This window comes from Anaeromyxobacter sp. SG66, from assembly GCF_022690805.1.
GTDB classification, from domain to species: Bacteria; Myxococcota; Myxococcia; order Myxococcales; family Anaeromyxobacteraceae; genus Anaeromyxobacter; species Anaeromyxobacter soli.
In genome coordinates this window covers 1-17310 of the sequence record NZ_JALCZC010000006.1, presented here as the reverse complement: position 1 = coordinate 17310, position 17310 = coordinate 1, and the positions used below count along the sequence as shown (strand labels likewise).

Genomic DNA, 17310 nt, shown 5'->3' with positions numbered 1-17310 from the left:
CCTGGGACGGGCCGCCGCGGCGGGGCTCCGGCGGGAGGTGGTCACGCTGGACCGGCCCGGGTACGCATGGTAACGGGGGCGCCACGGATGGCCTGGAAAACGGGGACGAAGGTGATCCACCGCGCGCAGCGCGGCTGGGGCGTTGGGGTGATCGTCCAGATCGCCGACGAAGGGCGGCGCCTGGCGGTCCGCTTCGCCGGCCGCGAGGGCGTGACGGTCGTCTCCGGCCGCGACCCCGCGCTCACCGAGGTCCCGGCGGACACCCCGCTCGAGAAGGCGGGGGCCGGTGGACCGCTCGACGCCCTCGCCGCCGGCGAGCAGGCCTCCGCCGCCGCGTTCGCGCTCCGCACCCGCGTGAACCGGCTCGAGGCGCTCCGCCGCGCCGACTCGCTCGGCGCGCTGCTCTCGTCGCGCGTCCACGTGCTCCCGCACCAGGTCGGCGCCGCGGGCCGCATCCTCTCGGACCGGCTGCCGCGCTTCGTGCTCGCCGACGAGGTCGGCCTCGGCAAGACCGTCGAGGCAGGGCTCGTCTTCGCCGGCATGCGCCAGCTCGGCATCGCCGAGCGCGTGCTCGTGATCGTCCCCGAGCACCTCGCCTTCCAGTGGCTCGCCGAGCTGTTCCACAAGTTCAACGCGCTCTTCTCGCTGCTCACGCCGGAGCGGATCGCCGCGCTCGGCGGCGCCGAGGCGGCGCTCGCGCGCTCGCCCCACGCGATCGTCTCGTTCGAGGCGCTCCGCGACGACCCGGAGCTCGTGGACGTCGCGGCCGAGATCCCGTTCGACCTCCTCGTCGTGGACGAGGCCCACCACCTCGCCGACGACGCGCTCCACGCCGCCGTCGCGCCGCTCTGCCGCGCCTCCTACGGCGTGCTCCTCCTCACCGCCACGCCGGTGCGCCTCGATCCGCGCGAGTACTTCCGGCTCCTCTCGCTCGTCGAGCCGGTCCCCTCGACCACGCTCGACGAGTTCCTCGTCCGCCTCGAGCAGCACGACGCCTACGCGGACGTCGCGCGGAAGCTCCTCGCCGGCGGCTCCCCCGAGGACGCGCTCGCGCGGCTGCGCGAGCTCGCCCCCGGCGACGAGGTCTTCACCCGCGACGAGCCCGCCGACCGCCTCACGCTCCTCTCCCACCTGGCCGACCGCTACAGCCTCTCCGCCCGCCTCATCCGCAACCGGCGCGTGAAGGTCGGCGCGTTCACCGCCCGCGTGCTGCGCCGCAAGGACGTCGGGGAGGGCGAGAAGCGCGCCGCGCTCGTGGAGCTCTGCGCCCGGCTCGCGAAGGGCGGCGAGAAGGTCCTCGTCTTCGGCCACGACGTCGAGGCGCTCCGCGAGCTGCAGGCCGGCATCGGCGGCGCCGGGCTCGAGGCCCTCCTCTACGACGACGCGCCCTCGCTCGAGGGCCGCGACCGGCTCGTGGCGCGCTTCCGCGATCCCGAGGGGCCGATGGTCCTCCTCTCCGGCGAGTCCGGCGGCGAGGGGCGCAACTTCCAGTTCGCGAGCCAGCTCGTCTGCGCCGACCTCCCCGAGTCGCCGCTCGTGCTGGAGCAGCGCATCGGCCGCCTCGACCGGCTCGGGCAGCACCGCCCGGTCGAGATCCACCTCGTGGTCGAGCCGGGCGAGGAGGCGTTCCTCGCCGACCTCTACGAGAAGGAGATCGGCATCTTCGAGGAGCCGGTGGGCGGCCTCGACGCGGTGCTCGCCTCGCTCCCCGAGGAGCTCGACGCGCTCCGCCGCAAGCGCACCGAGCGCACGCGCGAGGCCTTCCGGAAGGACCTCGCCGAGCGCGTCGCCGCCGCCCGCACGGCGCAGCACGAGGGCGACCCGCTCCTCGACATCCGCTCCGCCTCCATCCCCGAGCTGTCGCGCCTCGTCACGAACGCGTTCGAGCGCATGGGCGAGGAGGTGCCGGAGGGCATCGGCGGCGCGCAGGCCGCCGGCGAAGCCGTGGAGCAGGCGCTCGTCACGCTCTCGCGCTGGCTCGAGGAGGAGCTCGAGGACCTCGCGACGGACGTGGGCCAGCGGATCGGCATGGAGGTGGACACCGACCAGAACGTCCACCCGTTCGAGGTCGCCTTCACGCTGGGCTCCGGCATGCGCATCGAGGCGCTCCCCGGGATGGAGATGCCGGAGGAGCCGGTCACCTACCTCGGCTCGTTCTGGCGCGAGACCGCGGTCGCCCGCGACGAGCTGCAGTGGTTCGCGACCGGGCACAAGCTCGTCGAGGCGCTGGTCGGGCTCGTCCGCGATGGCGAGGCGGGCCGCTCCGCCGCCTTGAAGCGCGAGTGGGCGCCCCGCCGCGGCGGGCTCTACGCGCGCTTCGAGCCGCGCCTCGCCTCGAGCGCAGACCTCGCGCCCGGCGCGCGCGTCGCCTCCCGCCAGGCGTCGCGCTACCTCGATCTCTCCCCGGTGTCGGTGCTCGTCGACCTGGAGGGCGTCCACAAGCACGTGCCCGGCGGCGCCCAGCGGCTCGAGGACGAGATCGAGGACGTGCAGGACGCGAAGGTCGGCGCCGCGCCGGCCGCGGTCCTCGAGGCCGCGCGCGAGGCGGCCGAGCGGGAGGCGCTCGAGATCCTCGCCCGGCGCCGCGAGGAGGCCCACGAGCTGCTCGCCTTCCACGCCGACTCCGAGGAGGAGCGGCTCATCGAGTCCGCCTTCCAGGGCGGCGCGCCGCGCGCCCGCATCGAGGGCGCGCTCGCCATCCTGCGCCAGCACCGCGAGATCGTGGCGCGGGCGATCGACAAGGCGAAGCTCGAGCTCGAGGCGGCGGCGGTCGTCGTTCCGTAGCCTCGGGCGCACGAACCTGCGACGGGCGGACGCGTCGCTGCACGCTGCGGCGTACGACCGAGCACGCCTCGGCGCTTCGCTCGTCTTGCGCCCGTCTCGGCGACGGGCTCGCGCGCCTCGTGGGATGAAGCGACGAGCTCCCCTACCCGCAGAACCGTTCGATCGCGTGCGCCAGGATCTCCGCCGCCCGCTCGAGCTGCGCGATCTCCACGTACTCGCCGGTCCGGTGCGCCACGCGGATGTCGCCCGGGCCGAAGACGCACGCCTCGGCGCCGAGCCCGATCACCTCGGGCAGCTCGGTGCCGAACGGCACCGTCGTCGGCCGGTTCCCGCTCTCCGCCTCCAGGAAGCGCACGATCTCGGCCTCCGCGGGAGTGACCGCGGCGGCGTCGGTGCGGAGCGGCGTCACCTCGATCTGCACCTTGCCGCCGTTCGACCGCGCGAGCCGCGCGCAGGCGTCCTCGACGAGGCGCAGCGCCTTGCGCGGATCCTGCCCCGGGATCGGCCGCCACTCGTAGGTGAAGCGGCATTCGCCCGCGATGATGTTCCGCGCCTTGCCGCCCTGGATGACGCCGACGTTCCAGGTGGTGTGCGGCGGCGAGAACGCGCCGTCCGCCTCGGCGCGCAGCGCCTCGCCGATCTTCTCGAGCTCGGGGAAGAGCCGCCCGGCGGCGTGGATGGCGGAGGCGCCGACCTCCGGGTAGGCGCTGTGCCCCTCCACCCCGGTGAGCACCACCTCCACCGCGCAGTAGCCCTTGTGCGCGCGCACCGGCGTGAGCGAGGTGGGCTCGCCCACGATCGCGTGGCGCGGGTGCACCCGGCCCTCGGCGAGGAGGCGCTTCGCGCCCAGGCAGCCGATCTCCTCGTCGGCCGTGAAGAGGAGGGAGAGCGGGTGCCGCCCCGGCGCGGCGCGCGAGGCGGCGACGAGCGCCGCGGCGAGGAAGCCCTTCGTGTCCGCCGCGCCCCGCCCGTAGATCCGCCCGTCGCGCTCCTCGCCGAGGAGCGCCTCGCCCCAGGTCGCGTCGAACGGCACGCAGTCCGAGTGACCGACGAGCGCGAGGCCGCCGCCCGCGGCCGGCCCGCGCCGGCAGACGAGGTTGCCCTTCTCGACGCCGTTCGCGTCGACCCAGGCCTGGCGGCGCGTCTCGAAGCCGAGCGCGCGCGCCTCTCGCTCGAGCAGGTCGAGCATGGGCAGGTTCGACCGCGTGGAGGTCGAGTCGATCGCGATGAGGGAGCGGAGGAGCGGGACGAGATCCATGGCGAGGAGCCTAGACGACCTGCGGCCGGCGCGCCGGCTTCTCGTCACCGCGTCAGGCGGCGCCCCACAGCCGGCCCATCGCCGCGCGGAAATCCGCGAGGATCCGCGCGGCGGGCACCCTCCCGGGAGCCGCGTCGCCGGCCGCGATCACCGCCTCGCCCGCGACGTGCACCTCCCGGATCGCCGTCCGCGCGAGCGCGAAGACCACCGTGGGGAGGAGCGCCTCGGGCGCCGCGCCGGCGATGGACGGGTCGTCGAGATCGACCGCCACGAAGTCGGCCGGCTCGCCCGGCGCGAGCGTCCCGCCGCGGAGCCCGAGCGCGCGCATGCCGCCCGTGGTGGCGGCGCCGAGGAGCCGCGCCGCGAGCGTCCCCGCGGGCTCGTCGAGCACGTTGCGCTCCCCGCGCACGAGCCGGAGCTGCAGCTCGAGCGCGCGCGCCTCGCCGAGCAGGTCGATCTCGGCGAGCGAGTCCGCGCCGAGCGCGAGCCGCGCGCCCGCCGCGACGAGCCGGTCGGCGGGGACGACGCCGTCGCCCAGGTTCCGCTCGGTGAGCGGGCACGCGCACACCGTCGCGCCCGCGGCGCCGATGGCGCGCACGTCGGCGTCGTCGAGGTGGATGGCGTGCACGAGCGTCGCGCCCGGGTGGAGCGCGCCGGCGCGGGCGAGGAGGGCGACCGGGGAGAGGCCGTGCTCGGCGCGGCAGGCGAGGACCTCCGCCGGCTGCTCGGCGGCGTGCACGTGGAGCGGGAGCCGCCGCCGCCGCGCCTCGGCGGCGAGCGCGGCGAGCCACGGCTCGGGGCAGGCGCGGACGCTGTGGGGCGCGACGCCGACGGTGGCGAGGGGATCGCCCTGGAGCTCCGAGGCGAGCTCGTCGAGCCCGGCGAGGTAGGCGTCGACGCTGGGCTCGACGAAGCGGCGCTGGAGCGGATCGGCCGGGAGGTCGTGGCCGGCGCGCGCGTAGGCGGCGCGCAGGAGCACGACCCGGAGCCCGACGTCGCGGGCCGCCCGCACGACCCGCAGGGCGAGCTCGGCGGGCTCGGCGTACGGGCGGCCGTGCGGGTCGCGGTGCAGGTAGTGGAACTCGCCCACCGCGGTGACCCCGGCGCGCGCGAGCTCGTGGAACGCCATCCGCGCGACCGCCTCGAGGTCGTCCGGGCCGAGCCGGTTCGCGGCGGCGTACATGGCGGCGCGCCAGCTCCAGAAGTCCTCGCGGCCCGCGCCGCGCCGCTCGGTCCGCCCGCGGATGGCCCGCTGGAAGGAGTGGCCGTGGGCGGAGACGAGGCCGGGGACGAGGAGCCGGCGCCGGAGCGGGATCTGCTCGGCGCCCGGCGGCGGCTCGCCGACGGCCACGACCGCCCCGTCCCGGACGGTGAGCGCCGCGCCGGCGCGCAGCTCGCCGCCGGCGAGCAGGAGATCGGGCAGGTAGGCGCGCGTTGGGCCGGGCACGGGGGAGGCGCGGAGCGGCAGGCGAGCTATGATGCGCCTCGTGCCGCTCTCCTTCGTGAAGTACCACGGGCTCGGGAACGACTTCATCGTCGTGGACGGGCCCCTGATGGACCCCGACCGCGCCCGGCGCCTCTGCGACCGGCGCCGCGGCATCGGCGCCGACGGCGTCTTGACCGTCCTGCCTCCCCGGACGCCCGGCGCCGCCGCCACGATGCACATCTTCAACTCCGACGGCTCGGTGGCGGCCATGTGCGGGAACGGGATCCGCTGCGTCGCCCGGCACCTCGCCGAGACGCGCGGCCTCTCGGGCGAGCTCGTCATCGACACCGACTCCGGCCCGAAGCGCTGCGCCGTGCACCGCGACGCGGCCGGTATCCCGTCCAGCGTCTCGGTCGAGATGGGACCGGCGCGGGTCCTCGGGGACGAGGAGTTCCGGGTGGAGGGCGAGACCCTCCGCGCCGCGCGCATCTCGATGGGGAACCCGCACGCCGTCCTCTTCGACGTCCCCACCCGCGAGCGCGCGGCCGCCATCGGGCCCGCGATCGAGCGGGCCGTGGCGGGCGGCGTGAACGTCGGCTTCGCGCGCCCCGGCCACGGCGGCGGGATCGACCTCGTGGTGTGGGAGCGGGGGGCGGGGCTCACCGACGCGTGCGGGACGGGCGCCTGCGCCGCGGCGGTGGCCGCGGTGCGCGCGGGCGCGGCGCCGGTCCGGACCCCGGTGGAGGTGCGGCTCCCGGGCGGCACCCTCGAGATCACCGTGGGCGAGGACCTCACGCGCGTGACGATGCGCGGCCCGGCCGCGCGGGTGTTCGCCGGCGAGGCGGACCTCTAGGGATGGCGACCGGCAGGATCCTCGTCGTCGACGACGAGCGGCTCTTCCTCGAGCTGTTCGGCCGCGCGCTCGCGAACGCCGGGCACGCCACGCGCACGGCCTCCTCCGCCGAGGAGGCGCTGGCGCTCCTCGCCGAGGAGCGCTTCGAGCTCGTGGTCACCGACATCGTCATGCCGGGCATGGACGGCGTCGCCCTCGTGCGCGAGGCGAAGCGGCGCGACCCCGAGCTCGAGGCGGTGGCGGTGACGGGGCGCGAGGACGTGCGGATGGCGGTCGAGGCCATGAAGGCCGGCTGCGCGGACTTCCTCACGAAGCCGGTCGAGCCCGAGGAGCTCGTCGCCGTCGCGGAGCGCGCGCTCGGCCGCGTGCAGCTCCGGCGCGAGCACTCGCAGCTCGTCTCCGAGAACCTCGACCTCACCCGCGCCCAGGCGCTCTACCGGCAGGGGCTGCAGATCCTCTCGACGCTCGACGGCGAGCGGCTCCAGGACCTGGCGCTCTCCGTGCTCGCGCGCGTCACCGACGCGCAGGGCGCGGCGCTCTGGACCGCCGGCGAGCGCGGCGAGCTCCTGCTCCGCGCCTACCGCGGCGTGGTGGATCGCGCGGCGCTGCCGGCGCGGATCGACCCCGCCGGCGCGGAGTGGGCGGAGCCGCTGCGCGGCGGCGCGCCGTTCGAGGCGCCGTTCGCCGGCGCGGGCGAGGCCATGCTCGTGCCGCTCGTCGCGGACGACGAGCCGGTCGGCGTGGCGCTCCTCTCCGATCGCGCCGCCGGCCCCTTCGGCGCCGAGGAGCACCAGGCCGCCGCGACCATCGCCGACTTCACCGCCATCGCGGTGAAGAACGCGCGCCGCTTCCAGGCGGTGGAGCGGGTGGGCCTGCGCGACCGCGAGACCGGCGCCTACAACCTCGCCTACTTCGTGGACTACGCGGGCAAGGAGTTCTACAAGGCCCGCCGCTACGCGCGGTCCTTCTCGCTCGTGGTCCTCTCCCTCGACAACGCCGAGCAGATGCGCAAGGAGGCGGGGCGCGAGCCGTACCGCCGCGCGGTGCGCGACCTCGTCGCGGCGGTGGCGCGCGTGGGACGGGACGCCGACATCCTCGCGAAGGTCTCGGAGAGCGAGTACTACGTGCTCCTCCCCGAGACCGACCACTTCGGCGCGCTCATGTTCCTGCGCCGCGCGGTCGAGGAGGTCCGGCGCGAGGACGCGATCCAGCGCGTCGAGGAGCGCTGCCCGGTGCTCCTCTCCATGGGCGCCGCGACGTTCCCGAAGGACGGGGAGGACTTCGACGAGCTGCTCCACTGGGCGCGCGGGCGCATCCTGGAGCAGCGCGGCTCGCTCGTCCGCCGCCTGCACCTCGACGACCTCGACCCGGCCGCGTTCTGGGAGCTCTCGGACCTGCTGCTCTCCGGCGCGGGCCCCATCCCGGAGAGCTCGCCCTCCGCGCGGGCGCGCGTCGAGGGCGACCTCCTCGCCGCCGCCCAGCGCGAGGCCGCCCGCGAGATCGCGCGCGACCCGCGGGCGCGGGGGATGCTGTACGTCGGCGGGCAGGGCGGGCGCGGGCTCGCCGCGCTCGTGCAGGCGCTCCCGCCCGGCGACGCCGCGGCGCGCGCCGGGGATCCGTCCGCGCGGGTGTACCTGCTCGGCCCCCGCGGCCGCGACGCGGCGCCGATCGTGCACCCGCTCGTCACCGAGGTCTACCTCGACGGCGACAAGCGCTTCGCCGATCACGCCTTCGTGCTCTTCCTCTCCGAGCACTCCGCCTACGCGCTCCTGGCCGGCCCCGGGGGCCGGGTGTTCCACACCTCCGACGCGCCGCTCGTGGACGCGCTCGTCGCGAAGCTCCAGCACCTCTACGACCTGCAGCCCCTCTAGCGAGGCGAGATGGCCCCCGGTCGCAAGATCCTCATCGCCGACCCCGACGCCGCGACGGTGCGCGCCCTCGCCCCGGCGCTGCGCCAGCGCGGCTACCAGGTCCACGCCGCCCGCGACGCCTCGCGGGCGCTGCAGATCGCGATCCTCCGCTTCCCCGACCTCGTCCTCCTCGACGAGCGCGCGGGGCTCCTCGACCCGCGCACCTTCGTGCGCATCCTCCGCACGAACCCGCGCACCGAGCGGATCCCCGTCGTCCTCACCGGCGAGAACGTCGATCCGGAGCGCGCGCGCCTCGGCACGTTCCTGCGCAAGCCGTTCAACCTCGACGAGGTCCTCGCCCGAATCGAGCAGATCTTCCGCCGCGTCGACGCCGCCCGCGCGGTCTCCGGCGAGACCCGCGAGATCGAGGGGAACCTCGCGCAGATCCCCATCGCCGACCTCCTCCAGATCCTCGCCGGGAACCGCAAGACCGGCCGGCTCACCGTGGAGCGCGAGGGAGAGCGCGCCGAGATCGCGCTCTCCGATGGGCGCGTCGTGGACGCCGCGATGGGCGCGGCGGTGGGCGAGAAGGCGCTGTGGCGGCTCCTCACCCGGCGCGAGGGGCAGTTCGCGTTCGTGCCAGGCGCGCTCGCCGGGCCGCGGCGGATCGACCGGCGCGTCGAGGAGCTCGTCCTCGAGGGGCTGCGCCAGGCCGACGAGCTCGCGCGGCTCCTGCCGGCGCTCCCGCCGCCCGGCGATCTCGTCGAGCTCGCCGTCCACCCGAGCGAGATCCCCGCCGGCCTGCACCCGGTCACCGAGGAGGTGGTCGCGCTCCTCGCCGGGCCGCGCCGCTTCCAGGACGTGGTGGACCGCTGCCGCGCCTCCGACCTCGAGACCGTCCGCGCGCTCGTCGCGCTCCTCGAGCGCGGCTACGCGCGCCGCCTCGCCGGACCGGCCCCCGCGGAGGTCACGCCGCTGCTCGGCCCGGCCGAGCTCCACGCGCTGCGGGCGCGCATCGCGCGCGGCCGCTCCTCCGGCGCGCAGGCGGTGGGCAAGGTCGTCCTCGCCGGCGGCGGCCCGCTCGCGCGCCGCGCGGCGCTCCAGCGCTTCCAGACCGTCCCCGGCTTCCACGCGGAGGTCGAGGCCCCCGCCGGCTTCGGCACGCTCGGGCGCGTCACGCTCGGCGAGGGCGTACGCCTCGACCTGACCGAGCTCCCCGGCGAGCGCGCGCAGCGGCCGCTCTGGCGGCCCTTCGCGGCGGGCGCCGTCGGCGCGCTCGTCCTGCTCCCCGCCGACGACGACGCGCCGCTCCTCGCCGAGCTCGCGAACGTGCTCCGCCTCCCCGTGGTCGTCTGCGGGCCATCCGAGGCGGCGGTGCCGGAGTCGCTCCGCCAGGCGCCGGGCGGATTCGCCTTCGAGGGGAGCGACGCCGCGGAGGGGCTGCGCGCGCTCCTCGCCGGCGCGGGCGCGCGCGCCGCGATGTACTGAGCGGGCGCGGGAGGAGCTCCAGGTGCGGATCCCGATCTGGCAGGTGGACGCGTTCGCCGAGCGCGTGTTCGCCGGGAACCCGGCCGCCGTGTGCGTCCTCGACGGCTGGCTCCCGGACGACACGCTCCGAGCCATCGCCGCCGAGAACGCGCTCTCCGAGACCGCGTTCCTGGTGCGCGAGGGCGACGGGTACGCCATCCGCTGGTTCACGCCGACGGTCGAGGTGGACCTCTGCGGCCACGCGACGCTCGCCGCCGGCTTCGTCGTGCTCTCCCGGCTCGAGCCCGGCCGCGCGGCGGTGACGTTCCGCTCGCAGAGCGGCCCGCTCGCCGTCGCGCGCGGCGAGGGCGAGCGCCTCGTCATGACGTTCCCGCGCCGTCCGGCGAGGCCCGTCGAGCCGCCGGAGCCGCTCCTCCGCGCGCTCGGCCGCCGCCCGCTCGCGACGCTCCTCGCGCGCGATCTCGTCGCGGTCCTCGAGAGCGAGGAGGCGGTGCGCGCCGCGGCGCCCGACCTCGCGGCGGTCGCGGCGCTCGACGCGGCGGGGCTCGCGATCACGGCGCCGGGGAGCCGCGGCGCCGACTTCGTCTCGCGCTACTTCACGCCCCAGGCCGGCATCCCCGAGGACCCGGTGACCGGCTCGGCGCACTGCACCCTCGCGCCCTATTGGGCCGGGCGCCTGGGGCGCCGCCGGCTGCTCGCGCATCAGGTGTCGCGCCGCGGCGGCGTCGTCGAATGCGAGGACCGCGAGGACGCGGTGGTGCTCGCCGGGCGAGTCGCGCCCTACCTCACGGGCGAGCTCGAGCTGCAGGACCGCTAGGGAAGGTCGGGGTCGCCGAGCGCGGCGCGGACGATCGGGCTCGTGCACAGGAGCCGGAACTCCGCGCGCGTGAGCCAGGCCGTGCGGGACGAGCGCTTCCCGCGCAGGACGAGGCGCACCCGCTCCGCGTCGTGCGCCACGGTCGCGGCCGCGCCCGCCGACAGGTCGCGCTCGAGCGAGCGCAGGTGGCGGTGGATGCGCAGAGCCCGCTTCCCCTCGGGCGAGGAGAGCGCGTGGAAGTAGCGGTTCCGGCTGAAGCCGGGGTCCTGCCGGAGTCGCTCGACCGCGCGCGTGACGAAGTCCGCCATGGGAGCCCAGGACGTTAGCACCCGTCCCGGCGGCGGGCCACGGGATCACGCCTCCGAGGCGCGCCGCTGGCGCGCCGGGCTCCCGGTGACGGGCGTGGGCCCGGGCGCCCGCGCGAGCAGGAAGCGGGCGAGCGCATGGTCGGTCGAGTAGACGTGATCCTGCAGCCAGCCGGTCACCTCGCGCTCCAGCCGGAGCACGAGCCGCGCGCTCGCACCCTCCACCGCGAACAGGTTCGAGAGCGCGTCGATCTCGGCGCCGAAGGCGAGGTGCTCGGCGGCGTGGAGGGCGGCGTCGGGGTACGCCACCTCGCGCATGAGCCGCTCCTCCGCGGCGAAGTGATCGCGGGTGTAGTGCTGGAGGAAGCCGATGAGGCTCGTCGCCTCGCTGCGGTCGCGCCGGAGCATGGCGTCGAGGAGCCGGTCGAAGCGGCGGAACAGCTCCTCGTGCTGCGCGTCCAGTTCGGCCACGCCAAGCGACAGGGCCGACGTCCAGCGGAGCGCCATGGAATCTCCCCTCCCGCGCCATGGTCGCGCGGTCCTCTGACGGAGGGTACGAGCCCTGGAGCCCGCTGACACGCCCACGGTTGACGGACATCACGACCGCCCCGAGAGGAGCGGCGTGCGCGCCTTCGCCCACACTCTAAGTGGGGATGGCGGTCGTGGTCGCGACCAGCCGCGACAGGCTGGCGCGGTCGCGACGGCCGGAGGGGCCGACGACCACCGCGACGAGGTTCCGGCGCCGGAACGTCTCGGCCGCGACGCGCTGCACGTCGGCGGGGGTGACGCGCTCGACGCGGCGGCAGCGCTCCTCGAAGCTCTCGGGCGCGGAGAGCACCTCGCCCGCGCCGTACCAGCCGGCGAGGTCGGCCGCGCTGTCGAGCGAGAAGGCGAGGGTCATGCGGTGGCGCCGCTGGACGCGCAGCAGCTCCTCCTCCGGCATGGGCTGCTCGGCGAGCTGGCCGAGGACCCGCAGGACCTCCTCCAGCACGCGCGGGAGCTTGCGCGGGGCGCACGCGCCGTCCACGACCGTCATGCCCGCGTCGGCGAACGTGTCGATCCCGGCGTGCAGCGAGTAGGCGAGGCCGCGCCGCTCGACGATCTCGAACGGCAGCCGGGAGGAGAGCCCGTCGTCGAGGATGCGCCGGATGCAGAGGTGGACCGGGTAGTCGGCGTGGCGCTCCGGAGGGCAGGGGAACGAGACCGAGAACTCCGCCTGGGCGTCGTCGTGGTCCACGAGCTCGAGGCGCGGCCCGCCCGGCCAGGGCGGCGGCGCGAGGTCGGTGCTGGCCTTGCCGCGGGGCAGGCGTCCGAGGTGCTCCTCGGCGAGCTCCTCCACGTCGCTCGCCCGCACGGGACCCGCCACCGCCAGGACGAGGTTCGCCCCGCTGTAGAAGCGCTCGTGGTGCGCCCGCACGTCTCGCCGCGAGAGGCGCCGCACGATCTCCGGCGTCCCCGCGATCTTGTAGCCGAGCGGGTGATCGCCGAAGACGATGCGCTTCGAGAGGTTGTCCGGGTCGATGTCGCGGCCGTCGGCGTCCACCTCGTCGAGGATCTCCTCCAGGATCACCTCGCGCTCGACGTCCATCTCCTTGAGGAGCGGCCGGCGGATGAGGTCGCCGAGGATGGCGAGCCCGGTGCCGACCTCGTCCGGGTGGATGGGCGTGTAATAGCAGCCGTGGTCGCGCGCGGTGATGCCGTTCAGGCTCCCGCCGGCGCTCTCCACCGCCGCGTTCATCGCGACCGTGTCCGGCCAGGCCACCGAGCCTCGGAAGAACAGGTGCTCGAGGAAGTGCGAGACCCCGTTCCGAGCGGCGGTCTCGTGTCTCGAGCCGGCGCGCACGTAGAGCGCGATCATGGCCGAGTGGAGGCCCGGCGCGCGCGCCGTGAGCACGCGCAGCCCGTTCGACAGCACGGAGCGATGCACCTCCCCCCAGTTCTCGCGCGGGGGCCTCGGACGCGCCGCGACGCGCTGGCGGGGATCGCCGGCGCGGATCATCGCGCCGGCCTTCTGCGGAAGGAGCTTGCGGCGCTTCCGCCGGATCTCGTGCCTCGGCTGCCTCATCTCGTACTCACGACCTCCGTGGGTGTTGCAGTCTGCTCGTCCGCCGCCGCCGGCAGGCGGACGGCGAACGTCGTCCCTCGACCGACCGCGCTGTCGCAGCGGATCGAGCCTCCGTGCTCCTCTACCACCTGCCGGGTGAAGGCGAGACCGAGACCGGTGCCGCGCTCCTTCGTCGAGTAAAAGGCCTCGAAGATGCGCGTCAGATCCCCTGGGGGGATCCCCCCGCCCGTATCGGCGACCTCGGCCTCGATCGCTTCCCCCGCGCGGCGGGTGCGCACCGTCACGATCCCGCCCGAGGGCATGGCCTCCCGGCTGTTGCGGAGAAGGTTGAGGAACACGGCGCGGAGCTGGCCCTCGTCCGCCTGCACGGTGGGCAGCCCCGGCTCGAGCTCGCGATGGAGCTCGATCCGGGCGGCCGCGAGCTCCGGGGCGAGGAAGTCGAGCAGGCCAGCGAGGAGCTCGTTCAGGTCCTGGCGCTCGAGCGCAGGCTTCGGCAGCCGCGCGAACCGCAGGTACTCCTCGGCCACGCCGTTCAGGCGATCGACCTCGCGCGAGATGGCCGCCACGAGCTGCGTCGCCTCGCGGGGAGCGGACAGCTCCGCGAGCTCCTCGGCGAGGAGCTCGGCGTTGAGGCCGATCGCGTTCAGCGGGTTGCGGATCTCGTGCGTGATCTGGGCGGAGATGCGGCCGACCGCGGCGAGCCGCTCCGCCCGCCGGAGCTCGTCGCGCTGCCGCCCGAGCGAGGCCGCCATGGCGTTGAACTCCCCGGCGAGCAGCCCGATCTCGTCGTCGCTCCTCACGTCGACCATGCGCGTGAGATCGCCCGCGGCGACGGCCTTCACCCCCTCGGTGAGCGTCTGGATGGGCGCGAGGAGCCGCTGCGAGAGCAGGGCGGCGCCCACGCCGATCGCGAGCGCGCCGAGCGAGTAGAGGACGATGAGCGCCACCGTCCGGCCCTCCGCCCGCTCGGCCGCCCGGACACGATCGGCGGTCTGGCTCTCCAGCGCGACCTGGAGGAGCTTCACGTCGAGCGAGAGCCCCTTCTCGAGCTGGCGGACCTCCTGCGCGTGCGCCTCGAAGGCGGCGGCCGTCCGCGGATCCTGCCCCTCGCCGGCCTCGAGCGCGTCGAAGAGCGCGCGCGCCTTGGCGTCGTACTCCGACCAGCGGGTGCCGAGCGCGGCGAGCCGCCCCTGCACGTCGTCGAGGAAGCGCGCGTCCTCGTCGCGGGCGAGGAGCCGGGCGTCGGCGATGACGCGGTTCGCCTCCTCGATCTTCTCCCGGACGAGGGCCGGGAAGTGCGCGCGCGCCACCGGGAGGTACGCCTGGCGCGCGGCGCGATCGAGGGCCCGCGCCTCCAGCGCCCGGGCCGCGACCCAGTCCTTCGTCTCGAGCTGCGCCGCGATGCGGGTGAGCGGCTGGTAGCCCGTCGAGAGGAGGCGGAGGTCGCGGCGGGCGTCGTGCAGCCGGACGATGGCGAACGCGGCGACGGCGCCGAAGGCGGCGAGGGCCACGGCGAAGGTGAGGAAGATGCGGGTGGCGACGCGGCGCATTCGAGGGGCGGGGATCCTAGCGCGTCCGAAAGGCGCGGCCCCGCCGAATCGTTCCTAACCTCCCGCGGAGCGGAGCGCGGCGGCCGAGCGCACGCCCGCCGCGTTCCTTCCAAGAGGCTGGAAGGTCTGTTAGTTACGGAGGTCCTCCACCGGAGCACATCCGCCATGACCGGACTCTTCGCCTTCCTCGCCCTCGTCGGCGTCCTCGCAGCCGTCGCCTTCTTCCTCTCTGCCCGCGGTGCGCGCGCCGAGCTCGCCGCGCGCACCGGCGACCGCGCGAAGCTCGAGGCGGACGCCGAGGCGGCGCGCAAGGCGGCCCAGGACGCGCGCGCGGAGGCGAAGAAGACGCGCGAGGAGGCCTCGGCGCTGCGGGGTGATCTCGAGCGCGCGAAGAAGAAGGCCTTCGAGCAGGCGGAGGCCGCGCGGCGCGCGGGCGGCGCGCCGGCGCTGCGCGAGGAGATCGACAAGCTCGGGGCGCGGCTCGCGGAGGCGCGCGCCGAGGCGGCGCACCAGGCGGAGCGGGCCCGCGCGGTGGAGGGCGAGCTGCAGAAGGCTGCGGCCCAGCTCGAGCGCGCGCGGAGCCGCCCGGTCGAGGCGCCTCGCGCCCCGACCCCCGCGCCGGCCCCGGTCGCGGTGCCCGCCGCGGCTCCCGCCGTGGACGACGGCCGCCTCGCCGCCGAGAAGGATCGCGCCGACAAGGCCGAGTCGAAGCTCGCGGAGGCGCGCAAGCGGGTCGCCGAGCTGGAGCGAGATCTCAAGGCCATCCGCGGGCGGCTCGAGACCGAGAAGCGGGTCTACATGGTGCAGAAGGGCGAGCTCGAGCTCGCGGCCGACCGCTACACCGAGCTGCGCCGCCGCCACGACACGCTCCGCAAGGAGCACGACGAGCTCGTCGAGGCGGTGCGGCAGGCCGCGCGGGAGGAGCGCCGCCTCGCCGAGAGCGCCAAGGGGAAGGGCGAGGGGAGCGAGCCCGCCGGCGGAACCGCCGCGTAGCGGCGGGCCCGGGAACGCGCAGGCCTGCTCAGGCGGGCTGCGCCTCACCGCCGGTGATCGGGCTGCTCACGCTCGCGTTCGCGAGCAGCTTGAACACGGGCGCGAGGTCGCGGAACACGCCGAGGAGATCGCCGAGCGACAGGCTCCGCGCCTCCTCGCTCGTCCACGCGATCCCGACGTCGAGCCCCACCGCGCCGGGGGCGAGGTCCTCCGCGAGCTCCAGCCAGAAGGCCGCGGTGTGCGCGGGCGCGAGCTCGGGGAGCTCCTCGTAGTTCCAGTCCCGGAAGCTGCGGAGCTTGCGGAACGGCTTGCCCTTCCGCGCGAGGTTCGGCGCCTCGCGCGCGAGGGCGGCCTGCAGCGCGGCGCGCGACGGGGAGTCCCCCTTCACGCCCACGCGCGCGTGCAGGTGCTCGCGCGTCGCGACCACCGCGAGGTAGGGGATCCCGCGGTAGCCCTTCGGGCTCTCGCAGAACGTGACGAGCGCCTCGTCGGGGGCGACGCCCCGGCGGTGGACGATCTTGCCGGGGTGGACGAAGAGCTCCCGCCCGGCGACGCGGGACAGGCCGGAGAGGCAGTGGTTCCCGAGCTCGACGAGCTTCGGCTGAAGCTTTCCCGTGAGCGCGGCGGACCGCGCGTCGGGATCGTCGATCTCGAACATCCCGAAGTCGGGTGGACCGAGGCCGAGGCCTGCCATGAGCGCCCCCAGCGCAATTGGGCGGACGATCCTAACACACGTTGACGGCCCGGGCGGCGTGGGCCTAGGTTCACCCCTCCGATGCAGAAGGACCAGCGGCTCCTCGACCTCGCGGCGCTCCTGCTCAAGGCCGCCGAGCCCGTCTCCTGGCGCGAGATCCAGGAGCAGTTCCCCGAGGACTACGGCGGGAAGGGCGAGGCCGCGATCCGCAAGTTCGAGCGGGACAAGGCGGACCTGCTCGAGCTCGGGATCCCCGTGCGCTACGCCGCGGGGGACGAGGACCTCCCCGCCGGCTACCTCATCGAGCGGGACGAGTTCTACCTGCCCGACCTGCGGCTCCCGCCGGAGGACCTCGCCCTCCTCTACCTCGCCGGCTCGGCGGCGCTCGCGAGCGGGACGTTCCCCTACTCCCGCGACCTCGCCCACGCGCTCAACAAGCTCTCCTTCGCGGCGCGGGCGCCGGGCGCCTCCGAGGCCGCGGCGCTCGCGACGCGCCAGCTCTCCGCGCCCGAGGAGGGCGACGGCGTGGACGTCGGCGCGCGCGTGGAGGAGCTCTCGCGCGCGGTCGCGCACAAGAAGCGCGTCCACGTCGTGTACCTCGGCGCGGAGCGGCGCCAGACGACCGAGCGCGACGTCGATCCGTACGGTCTCTTCCAGCGCGGCGGCGCCTGGTTCCTCGCGGGCTTCTGCCACCTGCGCCAGGCGATCCGCACGTTCCACCTCAAGCGCATCGTCTCGCTCGCCATGAACCCGTCGGCGCCCCGCACGCCGGACTTCGCGACGCGCAAGGACTTCTCGCTCGCCGACTTCGCCACCCGCGAGATCTGGGAGTACGACGTCCACGGCGCGGTCCGCTGCCGGATCCGGCTCGAGCCGCCCGTGCCCGCCGAGGTGATCGCCTCGTTCGGCCCGCGCGCGAGGCTCGCGGAGGACGGCGGCGCGACGCTCGTCGAGGTGGACGCCACGAACGAGGAGGGGCTCTTGCGGCACGTGCTCGCGCTCGGCGATCGCGCGGAGCTCCTCCAGCCGAAGGCCTTGCGCGAGAAGGCGCGCACGGTGCTCGCCGGCCTCGAGCGGGGGCTCGCGTGAGCGCGGCGAAGGGACGCAAGGCGTCGCCCGCGGCCCCGGCGTCCCGCGCTCCGGCGCGGCGCGCGGCGCCGAGGTCCGCCGCGCCGAAGCCGGCCCAGGCCCCGGCCCCGAAGGCCGCCGCCCGCAAGGCCGCCGCCG

The 17310-nt window shown here is 75.7% G+C and carries 14 protein-coding genes; 7 read left to right on the top strand and 7 right to left on the bottom strand.

What is annotated here, in order from left to right:
- The first annotated feature begins 87 nt into the window (after window positions 1-87).
- A complete protein-coding gene (locus tag MNZ39_RS03505; protein ID WP_242334554.1) occupies window positions 88-2784 on the top strand; it encodes an SNF2-related protein in 2697 nt (898 codons plus the stop codon).
- Between the two features lie 142 nt (window positions 2785-2926).
- Here the strand turns inward: MNZ39_RS03505 and argE are convergent, their stop codons facing one another.
- On the bottom strand, window positions 2927-4042 hold the full coding sequence (gene argE, locus MNZ39_RS03500; protein WP_242334552.1) for an acetylornithine deacetylase: 1116 nt from the start codon (window positions 4040-4042) through the stop codon (window positions 2927-2929).
- Between the two features lie 52 nt (window positions 4043-4094).
- On the bottom strand, window positions 4095-5576 hold the full coding sequence (locus MNZ39_RS03495; RefSeq protein ID WP_242334549.1) for a formimidoylglutamate deiminase: 1482 nt from the start codon (window positions 5574-5576) through the stop codon (window positions 4095-4097).
- On the opposite strand from MNZ39_RS03495, the gene dapF reads away from it, so the two are divergent.
- Genes dapF through MNZ39_RS03475 form a run of 4 tightly spaced genes read left to right on the top strand, consistent with a single transcriptional unit; the run spans window position 5521 to window position 10476 of the window.
- Window positions 5521-6321 carry a diaminopimelate epimerase gene (gene dapF / locus MNZ39_RS03490; RefSeq protein WP_242334546.1) on the top strand — a complete coding sequence of 267 codons (801 nt, stop codon included), beginning with the start codon at window positions 5521-5523 and terminating at the stop codon, window positions 6319-6321. The genes MNZ39_RS03495 and dapF overlap by 56 nt on opposite strands.
- A gap of 2 nt (window positions 6322-6323) precedes the next feature.
- Window positions 6324-8192 carry a response regulator gene (locus tag MNZ39_RS03485; RefSeq protein WP_242334543.1) on the top strand — a complete coding sequence of 623 codons (1869 nt, stop codon included), beginning with the start codon at window positions 6324-6326 and terminating at the stop codon, window positions 8190-8192.
- Between the two features lie 9 nt (window positions 8193-8201).
- Window positions 8202-9659: a DUF4388 domain-containing protein gene (locus tag MNZ39_RS03480; protein ID WP_242334540.1), complete on the top strand. Its 1458-nt coding sequence runs from the start codon at window positions 8202-8204 to the stop codon at window positions 9657-9659.
- Between the two features lie 22 nt (window positions 9660-9681).
- Window positions 9682-10476: a PhzF family phenazine biosynthesis protein gene (locus MNZ39_RS03475; protein ID WP_242334537.1), complete on the top strand. Its 795-nt coding sequence runs from the start codon at window positions 9682-9684 to the stop codon at window positions 10474-10476.
- On the opposite strand, the gene MNZ39_RS03470 is transcribed toward MNZ39_RS03475, so the two are convergent.
- The 4 genes from MNZ39_RS03470 to MNZ39_RS03455 all read right to left on the bottom strand — a co-directional run bounded on the left by MNZ39_RS03470 (window position 10473) and on the right by MNZ39_RS03455 (window position 14396).
- Window positions 10473-10784, bottom strand: coding sequence for a hypothetical protein (locus MNZ39_RS03470; protein ID WP_242334534.1), 312 nt, complete (start codon window positions 10782-10784; stop codon window positions 10473-10475). The two genes, MNZ39_RS03475 and MNZ39_RS03470, sit on opposite strands and share 4 nt — an antisense overlap.
- Before the next feature lie 45 nt (window positions 10785-10829).
- Window positions 10830-11288 (bottom strand): bacteriohemerythrin, encoded by a 459-nt coding sequence (locus MNZ39_RS03465; protein ID WP_242334531.1) that lies wholly within the window; start codon window positions 11286-11288, stop codon window positions 10830-10832.
- 136 nt (window positions 11289-11424) lie between these two features.
- Window positions 11425-12846, bottom strand: coding sequence for a pitrilysin family protein (locus MNZ39_RS03460; protein WP_242334528.1), 1422 nt, complete (start codon window positions 12844-12846; stop codon window positions 11425-11427).
- The gene (locus tag MNZ39_RS03455; protein ID WP_242334525.1) at window positions 12843-14396 is read right to left on the bottom strand and encodes a HAMP domain-containing sensor histidine kinase; all 1554 of its coding nucleotides are present in this window, start codon (window positions 14394-14396) and stop codon (window positions 12843-12845) included. The genes MNZ39_RS03460 and MNZ39_RS03455 overlap by 4 nt, the downstream gene beginning before the upstream one ends.
- Before the next feature lie 165 nt (window positions 14397-14561).
- On the opposite strand from MNZ39_RS03455, the gene MNZ39_RS03450 reads away from it, so the two are divergent.
- Complete coding sequence (locus MNZ39_RS03450; RefSeq protein WP_242334523.1) at window positions 14562-15389, top strand: hypothetical protein; 828 nt, start codon at window positions 14562-14564, stop codon at window positions 15387-15389.
- 28 nt (window positions 15390-15417) lie between these two features.
- Here MNZ39_RS03450 and MNZ39_RS03445 read toward each other — a convergent pair whose 3' ends face one another.
- Window positions 15418-16083 carry a DUF1054 family protein gene (locus MNZ39_RS03445; protein WP_242334520.1) on the bottom strand — a complete coding sequence of 222 codons (666 nt, stop codon included), beginning with the start codon at window positions 16081-16083 and terminating at the stop codon, window positions 15418-15420.
- A gap of 81 nt (window positions 16084-16164) precedes the next feature.
- Here MNZ39_RS03445 and MNZ39_RS03440 point away from each other — a divergent pair, with 81 nt between their 5' ends.
- On the top strand, window positions 16165-17172 hold the full coding sequence (locus tag MNZ39_RS03440; protein WP_242334517.1) for a YafY family protein: 1008 nt from the start codon (window positions 16165-16167) through the stop codon (window positions 17170-17172).
- The last annotated feature ends 138 nt before the right edge of the window (window positions 17173-17310 follow it).